The sequence below is a fragment of the Kouleothrix sp. genome, assembly GCF_046328425.1.
GTDB lineage: Bacteria > Chloroflexota > Chloroflexia > Chloroflexales > Roseiflexaceae > Kouleothrix.
The window spans coordinates 101644-114109 of record NZ_JAXLWP010000005.1 but is presented as its reverse complement, the minus strand read 5'-3'; the positions used below and the strand labels follow the sequence as shown (position 1 = coordinate 114109).

The following is a 12466-nucleotide window of genomic DNA, read 5'->3' as shown; positions in this document are numbered from 1 at the left end:
GCCGCAAGGAGAGGGAGACTGCCGGAAGACGAGGGCTGGCCCCGCCGTTTGGCGGGGAAGGCAGGCGCAGCTACACGCCGCGCCTGCGCCAGTAGCGCGCCAGGCCCTGCCAGCTGAGGTCGGTCGAGCTGGCGCGCTCGAACAGCGCGACCTCGCCGGCGGCGCCCAAGTCGGCGCGCGCCACCGCGCGCAGCTGCGCCATCTGGCTGGCGTCGTCGGCGCCGCCGCGCAGGCCCTCGCGCACGATCGCGGCCCAGCGCAGCAGCGCGGCGCGGTAGTCGGCGAGGTAGGCGGCCGGCTCGTAGGTTGGGCCGAAGTGCGTCAGCAGCAGCGAGCGCGGCCCGAGCGCGCCGACGGTGTCGAGGGTGCGCAGCCAGGCGTCGATGTCGATATCGGGTGGCGGGGTGGCCGGGCGCGGCACCGGCAGGCCGGGCATGCACACCCCGCCATTGTCGCCCATCCACACCGCGCCGCTGGCCTGGTCGAAGTACACCACGTGGTGCGAGGCGTGGCCGGGGGCGTCGAACACGCGCAGGCGCCGGCCGGCCAGCTGCAGCTCCTCGCCGCCGGAAAGCGTCGTCATCGCCTGCGCGGGCACTGGCACGATCTCGCCCCACAGGCGCTCCATGGCGTCGCCATACAGGCGCGTGGCGCTGACGATCAGCTTCGACGGGTCGGCCAGGTGCGGCGCGCCACGCGCGTGCACATACACGCGCAGGTGCGGAAAGCGCCGCAGCAGCACCCCGGTGGCGCCGGCGTGGTCGAGGTGGATATGCGTGAGCAGAATGGCGTGCAGATCCTCAAAGCGCAGGCCCTCGGCCGCCAGGCCGGCCGCGAGCGTATCGATCGTGCTGGCGGGGCCGGGGTCGACAATCGCGGGCGCGTCGCCGCGCAGCAGGTAGGTGGCGATCACATGCGGCTGGCCAAGGTGCATATCGTCGATCAGCGCCACGTCGGCGGGGAGTGCGGGCATAGCTGGCTTCCTATTGCTGGGTTTAAAAAGAAGGATGCGGTTGCGCAGTGCACAACCCGCATCCTCGAAATGGAGCCGGTGGACGGATTCGAACCGACGACCTGCTGTTTACAAGACAGCTGCTCTACCAGCTGAGCTACACCGGCGCTGCGCTATTGCAGCATGCGCCGGCAGGCGCGTCAATCGCTAAGAGCCTGTTTGAAAGGGGTGCGCGAGGAGCATAGCCCTCGCTACTCTGGCGGGTGGCGGCCACATTCGTGGCCGCCGCCCGCCGAAAAGTGGGTACTTCGGAGGGACTTCGTCCCTCCGAAACCACCCTTTCAAACAGCTTCTAAGGCTGCAGCTTGAAGCGCACCTCGGCGGAAGTGAACTTGCCGCCGTTGAGGTTGCGCACCGCCACGACATTCGCCTGCAGCCCTTTGGCGCCAGGAACGCTCAGCAGCTCGACGCGCCAGGCCGTGCAGCCCAGCCCGCCGACGGTGTAGACGCCACCTTTGCCGGTGGTGATCGGGAAGGTGTTGCGGCCATCGGCCGAGCGCACGCGCAGCTTCGCGCCGGGGATGCCGCGCCCGCCGGCGTCTTCGACGCTGCCATAGATCGACGACTCGAACACGCTGCCGCACTGGGCTGCGCTATCGGTCGGCGCGCTGTACACCTTGCCGACGAATACCGCCGGCTTGGGCGCGTTCTGATTATCGACCAGCCAGCGCTCGATCCAGCCCTCCACGCCGACCTGCGTGGCGTCGGCGCTGGTATGGATGCGCACGTGCAGCCAGCCGCCGGCGTTCGTTTCGAGAACCTCGACCTGGTCGCCGTTGCGCAGGGTGCCGATCGGCGCGCTGGCGGCATCGGGCTGGGCGCGCATGCGCGTGTAGGCGCCGGTGCCGTCGGTGGCGACGCGGCTGGTGTACGTGTACTGCGCCAGCACGCCCTGCACCGCCGCAAGCTCACCCTGCGGCGCCGCTGCGGAAGCCGTGGCCGTCGGCTCGGCAGCAGTTGGCTCAGACGCCGTCGGCTCGGCAGCAGTTGGCTCAGACGCCGTCGGCTCGGCTGCCGTCGGCTCGGCAGCAGTTGGCTCAGACGCCGTCGGCTCGGCTGCCGTCGGCTCGGCAGCAGTTGGCTCAGACGCTACCGGCTCGGCTGTCGCAAGCTCGGCTGCCGTGGCCGTTGGCTCGGCTGCGGCGGGCGCGAGGGTTGGCTGCTGCGCCGCCGCACCGCCCCCGCCGAAGGCGCCGCGCAGCAGCAGGCCGGCCAGCAGCAGCACGACGAGGGCGCCCAGCGCGAGCGCCCAGCGCGGTATCTGGCGTGCCGGCGGCGGGGCTGGCGGCAGCTGCGGAACATAATCGGTGGCGTCGAGCAGCGCGCCAGCGCTGGCCGGGCGGGCGGCCGGATCGAGCGCCAGCGCGTGCACAAGGCCCTCGCTGAGCGCGGCTGGAATGGCAGGGTTCAGGCGGCGCGGCGGCGCCAGCGGGTCGGCCTGGCCACCTGCGAGGGCGCTCTGGCGCGCGGCGGCCGGCGCGGGAGCCTGGCCGGCGAGCAGCTGGTACAGCGTCGCCGCGAGCGCGTACAAGTCGCTGCGCGCATCGGCCGCCGCGCCGCCGAGCAGCTCCGGGGCAGCGAACGGATCGTCGGCGGCGTAGGCGCGCGCCGCGCCGAGGCCAAAGCCCAGCAGCACCGGCTCGCCCTGCCGATCGACCCGAACATGCTCGGGGCGGATATCGCCGTGGATCAGCGGCGGCGCGAGCGTGTGGATGTAGTCGAGCGCGTCGAGCAGCCGGGTGGCCCAGCGGCGGCCCTCGGCGGCCGGCAGCGGCGTGGCGATGTAGGGCGCATCGCCGGCGTCGGCGTCGCGCGCCACCAGGTCCATCACCACGTAGCCGCGCCCGCCGTCGACAAAGTACTCGCGCACGGCAGGCAGGTTCGGGTGGCGCAGGCCGAACAGCGCGCGCGCCGCAGTGTCGAACGTTTCCTCGGGAAGGCCAGCCGGGGCGGCCTTCAGCGCGACGCGCGCGCGCGTCTGCAGATCGAGCGCGATCCAGACTGCGCCCGCGCTCGCGGCAAGCGGGCGCTCAACCAGGTATCGATCGTGGATAGTGGTGTTTGGTGTCGGCATGGCAGGGCCTTTTAACAAAAAGGGGAGGGCATATAATAAACTTCTGCTAGAAGAGAAGCTATGAAATATGGGGCATATAGCTAGTGCTAGAGATATAAAAAGCGAGTGACTTTAAGCTTTAAAACGATTCCGAAGACTACCTGGATACTCGCATCCTACAACTTCGGATGGTTTTTGTGAAGCTGGTTGGCCATCAGTGCCAGCCGAGCACCAGAGCGGCCGCGACGGTTCGCATAATGAACGCGTAGCGCCGCGTGTTTTCGCACACCAGCCACGAAAACTGCTATAATATCCGCCGACAACTTCCACAGCGAGGGAGCATATGAACCAAGATCTTTCGCGCGTCCCGAACCTGGACGCCCTGGGCTTTGATTTGCCCACGCCCGAGGAGGGCCGCGCCGAGGCCAAGCGCCGGCTGGCGCGCACGTTCCGCCCCACCGAGATGATCTGGATCGTCGACGAGATATACGACCCGGTGACGCCGGCGTGGAATATCGACGTGGTGCGCCAGGGCGCGGCCGGCTGCTGGGTGCGCCAGCGCTCGCGCTTCGACGAGCAGGCGCAGGTGCTGTACTACCTCGGCGAGACGCCGCTCTCCGACGCGCAGTTCCGCGAGGCACGCGCGAAGTTCAAGCGCTTCCCGATCGCCGAGTGGCTGAGGTAGGCTAAAGGAGCGCACTTGCTCACCACCCGCACGCCGATCACAGTCGACGACCTGTTCCGCCTCGATTGGCTTGAGGATCCGCGCTGTAGCCCCGACGGCGCCTGGGTAGCGTTTGTGCGCGTGGCCGTCGATCGGCTGCGCAACCGCTACCGCCGCTCGATCTGGCTGGCGCCGGCCGACGGCGCAACAGCGCCGCGCCGCTTCACCGCCGGCCCGGCCGACACCGCGCCGCGCTGGAGCCCCGACGGCCGCTGGCTGGCGTTTATCGGCCGGCGCGGCGATGCCGAGGCCGCGCAGCTGTACGTCATCCGCGCCGACGGCGGCGAGGCCCGCGCGCTCACCGGCGTGCCCGGCGGCGCCAGCGAGCCGGCCTGGAGCCCCGACAGCGCGCGGATCGCGTTTCTCAGCCCGCTGAACGAGGCCGAGCGCGCCGCCGAGGATCGCGGCGAGGCCGCGCCCGCGCCCGCAAGCGCCTGGGAGGCCGAGCAGGCCGCCGCGCGCCGCCAGCACGACGAAGCCGAGCGCTTCGACCCGCGGGTGGTGGCGCGCATGCCCTACCGCGCCGGCACCAGCTTCTTCGACGATCGCCGCAACCACGTGTACCTGGTCGATCTGCCCGCCGACGACGAGGCAGCGCCGCCAGCCCCGCGCCGCCTGACCGACGGCGACGTGCACTATGGCGCGCCGGCCTGGACGCCCGACGGCCGCGCCATCCTCACAACCGCCACGCGCGACCCCGAGGCCGACGCGATTTTCGCGTTCTACGATGTGCTGCGCGTGCCGGTGCCCGCTGCGGGCCGCGCCGAGGCCGAGCGCCTGACCGCGCCGGGCTTCTCGTACTACGACCCCGAGCCCTCGCCCGATGGCCGGCTGATCGCGCTGCGCCGCCGCTCCGATGCCCGCCCGCTGGCCGATGGCGCGCGCGTGGCGCTGCTCGACGCGGCCGGCGGCAGCCTGCGCGACCTGACCGCCGGCTGCGACCTGAGCGTCGAGCGCTTTCGCTGGCGCCCCGACGGCCAGGCGATCCTGTTCACCGCCAACTGGCGCGGCGACCAGCCAATCTATCAGGTGGCGGTTGAAGCCCCGGCACCGCCCGATACCGCGCAGGAAGCGCCGGAAGACATCTGCCGCGCGGCCGGCCGCTTTGTCGAGGCGTTCGACGTGGCGCCGGGCGGCGGGCTGGCGTTTGTGGCAGGCGATGGCGGCAACCCGTGCGAGCTGTTCTTCCGGCACCCCGACGGCCGCGAGCTGCAGCTGACGCAGATCAACGCAGCGCTGCTGGCCGAGCGCGCGGTCGCGCCATTCGAAGAGCTGGCCTACGCCGCGCCCGACGGCCAGGCCGTGCAGGGCTGGCTGCTGCGCCCGCCCGGCTTCGACCCGGCGCGGCGCTACCCGCTGGCGGTGCACATCCACGGCGGCCCGCACTACATGTGGGGGCCTGGCTTCCGCGCCATGTGGCACGAGCTGCAGGCCACCGCCGCGCGCGGCTACCTGGTGTTTTTCTGCAACCCGCGCGGCTCCGAGGGCTATGGCGAAGCATGGCGCGACGCCATCCACGCCAACTGGGGCTTTGCCGACGCGCCCGACATCCTGGCGGGCGTCGATGCGCTGATCGCGCGCGGCGAAGCCGACCCGGCGCGCATCGGCGTGACCGGCGGCTCGTATGGCGGCTACATGGCCGTGTGGCTGATCGCCCACACCAGCCGCTTCGCCTGCGCAGTGGCGGCGCGCGGCGTGTATAACCTGCAGACGCAGCACGGCACCAGCGACGCGCACGAGCTGATCGAGTACGAGTTCGACGGCTACCCCTGGCAGATGTACGAGAAGCTGTGGCGGCACTCGCCGCTGGCCTACGCCCACCAGATCCACGCGCCGCTGCGCATTCTGCACGCCGAAAACGACTACCGCGTGCCGATCAGCGAGGCCGAGCAGCTGTTCGCGATCCTGCGCCGCCGCAAAGCCGTCGTCGAGCTGGTGCGCTACCCGCGCGAGGGCCACGAGCTGACGCGCGCCGGCGAGCCGCGCCACCGCGCCGACCATATCTCGCGCACGATCGAATGGCTCGATCGCTACTGCGGAACAGCCGATACCAACTTTCCGTTTGATTACTTGTGTTTTCTTGTGCGGCGCCCGGCAAAGCCGGGCTATCTGAAAAAACAGGGGGGCGGCTTCGCCGCCCCCAAACCCCCACCTAAGTGTAGGTAATCAAGCGAATTTGGTGTGAGTGTTGAAGAAGTAGTGCAACACAATAAAGACCCAAACCCCCACCTAAGTGTCAGTAATCAAGCGAATTTGGTGTGAGTGTTGAAGAAAAGGAACTCACTGATGAGCGATTCGCTGCTGATCTCGCGCGACGGCCCCGTCACCACGCTGACGCTCAACCGGCCAGCCGTGCGCAACGCGGTCGATGGCGCAACCATGCTGGCGCTGCGCGACGCGGTCGAGGCCTGCGCCGGCGACGGCACGACGCGCGTGATTGTGCTCGCCGGCGCAGGCGGCGCGTTCTGCTCGGGCGCCGACCTGACGCTAGCGGCGCAGCCTGGCATCTCGCCCGAGGCGGCTTGGCGCGTGCTGGGCGACGCCTACCACCCGGCGCTGCTGGCGATTCACGGCTCGCGCTGGCCGGTGATCGCCGCCGTCGATGGGGTGGCGGCTGGGCTCGGCTGTGATCTGGCGCTGGCATGCGACATGCGGCTGGCGTCAGCGCGGGCGCAGTTCGCCGAGCTGTTCATCCGGGTGGGGCTGATCCCCGACGGCGGCGGCACGTGGTCGCTGCCGCGCCTGGTGGGCCTGGGCCGCGCGCTCGAGCTGATGTACACCGGGGCGAGCGTCGGCGCCGACGAGGCCCGCGCGATCGGGCTGGCCAACCAGGTGTACCCGGCCGAGCGCTTCGCCGCAGAGGTGGCGGCCTACGCCGCGCGGCTGGCCGAGCAGGCGCCGCTGGCGCTTACGCGCATACGCCAGGCGGCGCGCGCGGCCCAGGAAAGCAGCTTCGCCGAGTCGCTCGCGCGCGAGGCCGCGCTGCAGCGCGAGATCCTCACCAGCGCCGATGGCTTCGAGGGCTTCCGGGCATTTCTCGAGAAGCGCCGGCCGCGCTGGCAGGGCGAGTAGCCTCAGCCTAGCCCCTGCTCGATCGCGAAGCGCGTGGCGGCGCTGCGCGAGTTGACCTGCAGCTTGCCGTAGATCGCCGAAAGGTGCGTGCTGACGGTGCGCCGGCTTACCACGAGCCGATCGGCCACCTCGGCGTCGGTGAGGCCCTCGGCCACCAGCCGCAGCACCTCGATCTCGCGCGCCGTCAGGCCGGCCGGCGTGGCCCGGCGCTGGCTGACGCCAGCAGCCTCGTCGTCGGCGGGCGCGGGCGGCGGGGCCGAGCGCCGGCCGCCGCGCTTGATCCAGCCCTGAAGCCGGTACGCGTCGGATTGGTAGGCGCTGAGCGCGGGCGGCGCGGCGTCGAGCAGGCGGTCGATCGCGTCGGCCCAGGCCGCGTCGCCGCTGCGGCGGATGAGCGGGCCAGCCGCCGCCAGCAGCGTCACCACCTGCGGCAGCGACTCGGTCTCGAGCGCGATCTGCAGCGCGTCCTGCATCAGCTCGAGCGCGCGCGGCAGATCGCCCTGCACCAGCGCCAGCTGCATGCGGCTGGTCTGGGCGGCGGCCTCGCCCCAGCGGTTACCGATCGCGCGGAACATGCCCAGCGCCTGGCCGTAGTGCTCGCGCGCTTCGTCGGGCGCCCCCAGCGCCACGGCCGTCTCGCCCAGGCGCACAAAGCAGATCGCCATGCCGCGCATGTCGCCCATCGATTGGCGGATGCGCAGGCTTTCCTCGAATAGCCTGCGCGCCTCGGCATACTCGCCGGTGATATACGCAACCTTGCCGAGGTTGGTGAGCGAGTAGGCCATACTCCAGCGGTTGCCAAGCTGCTGCTCGATCGCCAGGCTCTGCTGCGACCAGCTCTGGGCCGCCTGGTACTGGCCCTGGTCGTAGGCGGCCTGCCCGACGATATTGCAGGCAATCGCCTGGCCGTAGCGGTCGCCTAAGGCCTCGGCAATTGCTAGCCCCTCGCGGCACAGCTGCTCGGTGGTGGCGTAATCGCCGAGGTAGGCGCACACCGCGCCAAGGTAGTTGAGCGGGAAGATCATCTCGGCGCGCGCGTCGAGCGCGCGCAGCGCCACCAGGCTGCGCTCCATCAGCGCCTGGGCCTCGCGCTGGCGGCCGGTATGAAAGGTGAACCAGCCCTGGCGCGCCAGCGTGTGCGCCCATGCCACCGCCGCAGCCGTATTGCCGGACTGGCCCGCGAGCGCATCGGCGGCGGCCGCAAATGCCGCCGCACCTTCCTGAAACCAGCTCTGCATATCGTAGAAGTGAAACAGGCCATCGGCCGCGCGCCCGATCGTGGCGTAGTCGGCGTTGGCGCAGGCAAACTGCCACGCGGCCCGCACCTGGGCGATCTCGGCGCCAATCGCGGCCAGGGCCGCCAGCTGGCCCGCGCCGCGCAGCTCGGTCACATTCGTGCGGAGCAGCTCGACGTAGTAGCCGGCGTGGCGCTGCGCCAGCAGCTGATCTTCGTTGGCGAACGCGAGCTGCTCGGCGGCATACTGGCGCACCATCTCAAGCAGCATGTAGCGGCCCGGCTCAGCAGCGTCGGCGCGCGTCTCGCGGCGCAGCAGCGATTTATCGACCAGCGCGGCCAGCATGGGCAGCGGCACATCGGCCACCGTCGCCGCCGCTGCGCGCGTGAAGCTGCCGCGAAACACCGTGAGCCGCCGCAGCGCCTGCTGCTCGGGCGCGGCCAGCATGCGCCACGACGACTCGAACAGCGCGCGCACGCTGCGCTGGCGCGGCGCCAGGTCGAGCGTGGCGTCGGCAAGTATATCGAAGCCGTGGGCAAGCTCGCCGGCCAGGTCGGCGCACGAGAGCGTGCGCAGCCAATTCGCGGCCAGCTCGATCCCCAGCGGCAAGCCCTCGAGCATGCCGCAGATCCGCGCCACGGCTGCGGCATTCGCCGGCGTCAGCACAAAGGTCGGGTCGACCATCCGCGCGGTCTGCACGAAGAGCTGCACCGACGCCAGCCGCCCCAGCGCCTCGACCGAGCCAGGCGGCTCGGTGATGTTCTCGGCCGCCGACGCAGCTGGGAACGGCAGCCCAGCCAAAACCACGCACCACTCGCCGCGCAGGTGCAGCGGCTCGCGCGTAGTGGCGAGCAAAGCCAGCTTGGGCGCCTTGCGCAGCAGCTCGGCGAACGCAGGCGCCGCCGGCAACAGCTGCTCGACATTGTCGAGCACCAGCAGCAGCGCGCGCGGGCGCAGCAGCTGCGCGAGCTGGTCGATCGGCGCTTCGCTGCCGTCGAGGCTGATGCCGAGCGCGCCGGCGATGGTGGTGGCCAGCAGGAACGGCAACACATCATTCGGCACAAGCTCGGCCAAATCGATAAAGAACACGCCATCGGCGAAACGCGCGGCCGGGCTAGCGGCGCATGCGCGCGCGCACTCGACCGCGAGGCGAGTTTTGCCGGCGCCGCCTGGCCCGACGATCGACACCAGCCGGCAGGCGGGGTTGTTCAGGCGATCGAGCACCTGGGCGTACTCTTCGGCGCGCCCGATAAACGGCGTCGGGTTCGAAGGGAGACTATGTGGGGTCAAAGAATGCTCCGCCACAGTCATCGACAATGCTCCGGTATCATTATTTCCGTAGGGTATGCCTATCATAGCACATTTGGCTGTCTGGTGCAGTCGCGGCGGCGACTGCACCACACAGCCCGATGTGTTCCCCTGACCAATGAGAAGGTAGAGGGAGTGGTCGAAAGACGTTGCAGGAGCCCTGTCAGACAGCTTCTCAGCCTTAGGCCGAGCGCGCCAGCCGCACAATCTCCAATGGCAATAATCGCCATGCCACTGAAAGAACTTTGTGTTTTGAAGCAATTATTCAACCAATTTTAAAATATTCTGCCATCATGGTATTGACAAACGCCAAGGCGCATGATAATATCGCCACACGATTGATAGAAAGTGACACTTCAAATGTCACTTCTACCGGGAGGAAGACCATGCAGAGCCGAATTGAGCTAGAGATTGAGACGATCCACGAGCGGCTGCGCGTCGAGCGCGCGGCGGCTGCCCGCCGGCGCCAAGAGGCGCTGCTGCAGCGCCCGCACGGCCTGGGCCGGCGCGTCGCCCGGCCGCTTGGCCGCGCGCTGCTGAGCATGGGCGCGCGGCTTCTGCGCTACGCCAATGCCGAGCGCCTACCGCTGGCCGTCTCAAGCCCGCGCGGCGGGGCGATCGAGCTGAACTGACATGATCGCGATGCTTCGCAACCGCAACTTCGCGCTGGTGTGGCTGGCCGGGCTGATCTCCTTCGCCGGCGACTGGGCGCTGCTGATCGCGCTGCCGGTGTTCATCTACGACCTGACCGGCTCGACGCTGGCCACCGGCGGCACATTTATCGCGCTGTCGCTGCCGCGCCTGCTGCTTGGCTCGCTGGCGGGGGTGTTCGTCGACCGCTGGGATCGCCGCACGACCATGATCGCCGCGAACCTGCTCGCGGCTGCGGCGCTGCTGCTGCTGCTGCCGGTGCGCGACCCCTCCGACCTGTGGCTGGTGTACGTATCGGCATTTCTACATACCACCTGCACGCTGTTCTTCATGCCGGCCGAGAGCGCGCTGGTGCCGCTGCTGGTGGGCGAGAAGCAGCTGCTCCAGGCCAATGCGCTGATCTCGCTCAACTGGGAGATCATGCGGCTGGTGGCGCCGCCGCTGGGCGGGCTGGCGATGGCATGGCTAGGCTTTGGCAGCGTCGTCGCCATCGACATAGTTTCATTTCTGGCGGCGGCAGGGCTGGTGATGCTGGTAACCCAGCGGCGCGCGCCGGCCGAGCCTATGGCCGGCCGGCGGATCTGGCGCCAGGCCGGCCACGACCTGGCCGAAGGGCTGGCGCTGGTGGCGCGCAGCGGCCCGGTTCGCGCGATCTTCGCGGTGATGGCGGTTGCGATGGTGGCCGAGGGCCTGGTCAACGTGCTGGGCTTCCCGTGGCTCAAGCAGGTGCTGAACGGCGGCGCAATCGAGCGCGGCTGGCTGGCCAGCGCCCAGGCGGTGGGCGGCTTGCTCGGCGGCCTGCTGATCAGCCGTATGGCCCGGCTGGTGCGCACCTCGTACCTGATCGGCGCGAGCGGCATGATGCTGGGCATGCTGGTGCTGGCGTACGTCAACGTCACGGCGCTGCCGATCGCGCCCGCGCTGTGGCTGCCGGCCGTGCTGCTGCTGAAGGCGCTGCAGGGCCTGCCGATCATGGGCATGTTCGTCAGCATCGACACCCTGCTGCAGCAGAGCATCGCCGATCGCTACCGCGGCCGCGTGTTCGGCGCGTATGGCGCGGCGCTGGGCCTGGCGACGCTGGTGGGCCAGGCGCTGGCCAGCGCCTTTGGCGATATTCTTGGCATAGTGCCGCTGCTCGACCTGGTTGGCCTCTTGTACCTGGCGGGCGGCCTGCTGGCGCTGGTGCTGCTGGCCGGGCAGCAGCTGGCCGCCGCGCCGCAGGCCGACCCATACGCCTACGAGTCGTAAGTTTCGCGCGCAGGGCACGACACTACACGCGCATCCTGGCCTTCGTTGCCAGCGTGGTTCACCGAGGAACATAGACCATGCACGCTACCCTGTCCACTACACCGCAGCAAGCCGAGCAGGTTCAAGCCAACGGCGCGCGGCTGATCGTCGACGTGCGCGACCTGCGCAAAGTATTTGTGAAGCGCGTCGCCGCGCCGGGCCGCACGTTTGGCGGCTGGCTGCCCTTCGCCAAGCGCACCGTCGAAGAGCGCGTGGCGGTCGAGGGCGTCAGCTTTGGCATCGAGCAGGGCGAGATCTTCGGCCTGCTTGGCCCAAACGGCGCCGGCAAAACCACCACCATCCGCATGCTCGCCACGCTGCTGCAGCCCAGCGGCGGCCAGGCAACCGTCAATGGCCACGACGTGGCGACACAGCCGGATCTGGTGCGGCGCAGCCTGGGCGCGGTGCTCACCGGCGAGCGCAGTATCTACTGGAAGCTGACCGGCCGCGAGAATCTCGAGTATTTCGCCGCGCTCTACCACCTGCCGCCGCCCGTGGCCAGGCGCCGTGTCGCCGAGCTGCTCGAGCGGCTGGGCCTGGCGGCCCGCGCCAACGACCCGGTCGAGGGCTACTCGTCGGGCATGAAGCAGCGCATCGCGATCGCCAAGGCGCTGCTGGCCAGCCCGCCGGTGGTGCTGCTCGACGAGCCGACGATCGGGCTCGACCCGCAGTCGGCGCGCAACCTGCGCGAGCTGATCCTCGAGATCAAGCGCGAGGGCCGCACCGTGCTGCTCACCACCCACTATATGGAGGAGGCCGACCAGCTGTGCGACCGGGTGGGGATCATCGACCTGGGGCGGATCATCGCGCTCGACACGCCGGCCGCGCTGAAGCGCTCGATCAAGCAGCTCGACGTGATGCAGCTTGAGGTCGAAAATCTCGACGCGCGCCTGGCCGAAGAGCTGAACGATATGCCCGAGGTGCAGCACGCGATCGCGCGCTACCGCCCCGACGAGCGCGCCTGGTCGCTGGCCATCCACACACCCAGCAGCCGCGCCGTGCTGCCGCGCGCGATCGAGCTGATCGGCGCGCGCGGCGGGCGCATCCGCCACCTGGCCGTGGCCGAGCCATCGCTCGAAGATGTATTCATCGCCCTGACGGGCAAGCAGCTGCGCGACTGAGGA

General features: G+C 69.9%; 9 protein-coding genes and 1 tRNA gene. 6 read left to right on the top strand and 4 right to left on the bottom strand.

Annotated features, from left to right (window positions below):
• Positions 1 to 70: 70 nt before the first annotated feature.
• From U0177_RS05185 to U0177_RS05175, 3 genes are all read right to left on the bottom strand, one after another.
• The gene (locus U0177_RS05185; protein ID WP_409569534.1) at positions 71 to 973 is read right to left on the bottom strand and encodes an MBL fold metallo-hydrolase; all 903 of its coding nucleotides are present in this window, start codon (positions 971 to 973) and stop codon (positions 71 to 73) included.
• A gap of 70 nt (positions 974 to 1043) precedes the next feature.
• Positions 1044 to 1119 (bottom strand) — tRNA-Thr (locus U0177_RS05180).
• 185 nt (positions 1120 to 1304) lie between these two features.
• Entirely contained in the window at positions 1305 to 3086 is a 1782-nt protein-coding gene (locus tag U0177_RS05175) for a protein kinase domain-containing protein (protein ID WP_409569533.1), read from the bottom strand.
• Positions 3087 to 3408: 322 nt separating this feature from the next.
• Here U0177_RS05175 and U0177_RS05170 point away from each other — a divergent pair, with 322 nt between their 5' ends.
• The 3 genes from U0177_RS05170 to U0177_RS05160 all read left to right on the top strand — a co-directional run bounded on the left by U0177_RS05170 (position 3409) and on the right by U0177_RS05160 (position 6861).
• On the top strand, positions 3409 to 3750 hold the full coding sequence (locus tag U0177_RS05170; protein ID WP_409569532.1) for a hypothetical protein: 342 nt from the start codon (positions 3409 to 3411) through the stop codon (positions 3748 to 3750).
• Between the two features lie 15 nt (positions 3751 to 3765).
• Positions 3766 to 5955 (top strand): S9 family peptidase, encoded by a 2190-nt coding sequence (locus tag U0177_RS05165; protein WP_409569531.1) that lies wholly within the window; start codon positions 3766 to 3768, stop codon positions 5953 to 5955.
• 120 nt (positions 5956 to 6075) lie between these two features.
• Positions 6076 to 6861 (top strand): enoyl-CoA hydratase/isomerase family protein, encoded by a 786-nt coding sequence (locus U0177_RS05160; RefSeq protein WP_409569530.1) that lies wholly within the window; start codon positions 6076 to 6078, stop codon positions 6859 to 6861.
• Between the two features lie 2 nt (positions 6862 to 6863).
• Here the strand turns inward: U0177_RS05160 and U0177_RS05155 are convergent, their stop codons facing one another.
• The gene (locus U0177_RS05155) at positions 6864 to 9386 is read right to left on the bottom strand and encodes a tetratricopeptide repeat protein (RefSeq protein ID WP_409569529.1); all 2523 of its coding nucleotides are present in this window, start codon (positions 9384 to 9386) and stop codon (positions 6864 to 6866) included.
• A 404-nt stretch (positions 9387 to 9790) separates the two neighbouring features.
• Here U0177_RS05155 and U0177_RS05150 point away from each other — a divergent pair, with 404 nt between their 5' ends.
• The 3 genes from U0177_RS05150 to U0177_RS05140 all read left to right on the top strand — a co-directional run bounded on the left by U0177_RS05150 (position 9791) and on the right by U0177_RS05140 (position 12463).
• Complete coding sequence (locus U0177_RS05150; protein WP_409569528.1) at positions 9791 to 10036, top strand: hypothetical protein; 246 nt, start codon at positions 9791 to 9793, stop codon at positions 10034 to 10036.
• A 1-nt stretch (position 10037) separates the two neighbouring features.
• Positions 10038 to 11303: an MFS transporter gene (locus U0177_RS05145; protein ID WP_409569527.1), complete on the top strand. Its 1266-nt coding sequence runs from the start codon at positions 10038 to 10040 to the stop codon at positions 11301 to 11303.
• A gap of 77 nt (positions 11304 to 11380) precedes the next feature.
• Positions 11381 to 12463 carry an ATP-binding cassette domain-containing protein gene (locus tag U0177_RS05140; RefSeq protein ID WP_409569526.1) on the top strand — a complete coding sequence of 361 codons (1083 nt, stop codon included), beginning with the start codon at positions 11381 to 11383 and terminating at the stop codon, positions 12461 to 12463.
• Positions 12464 to 12466 lie beyond the last annotated feature (3 nt).

Excerpts from the sequence above, each read along its gene's own strand:
- U0177_RS05185 (WP_409569534.1), bottom strand. The coding sequence starts at position 973 with ATGCCCGCACTCCCCGCCGACGTGGCGCTGATCGACGATATGCACCTT.
- U0177_RS05175 (WP_409569533.1), bottom strand. The coding sequence starts at position 3,086 with ATGCCGACACCAAACACCACTATCCACGATCGATACCTGGTTGAGCGC.
- U0177_RS05170 (WP_409569532.1), top strand. The coding sequence starts at position 3,409 with ATGAACCAAGATCTTTCGCGCGTCCCGAACCTGGACGCCCTGGGCTTT.
- U0177_RS05160 (WP_409569530.1), top strand. The coding sequence starts at position 6,076 with ATGAGCGATTCGCTGCTGATCTCGCGCGACGGCCCCGTCACCACGCTG.
- U0177_RS05150 (WP_409569528.1), top strand. The coding sequence starts at position 9,791 with ATGCAGAGCCGAATTGAGCTAGAGATTGAGACGATCCACGAGCGGCTG.
- U0177_RS05145 (WP_409569527.1), top strand. The coding sequence starts at position 10,038 with ATGATCGCGATGCTTCGCAACCGCAACTTCGCGCTGGTGTGGCTGGCC.
- U0177_RS05140 (WP_409569526.1), top strand. The coding sequence starts at position 11,381 with ATGCACGCTACCCTGTCCACTACACCGCAGCAAGCCGAGCAGGTTCAA.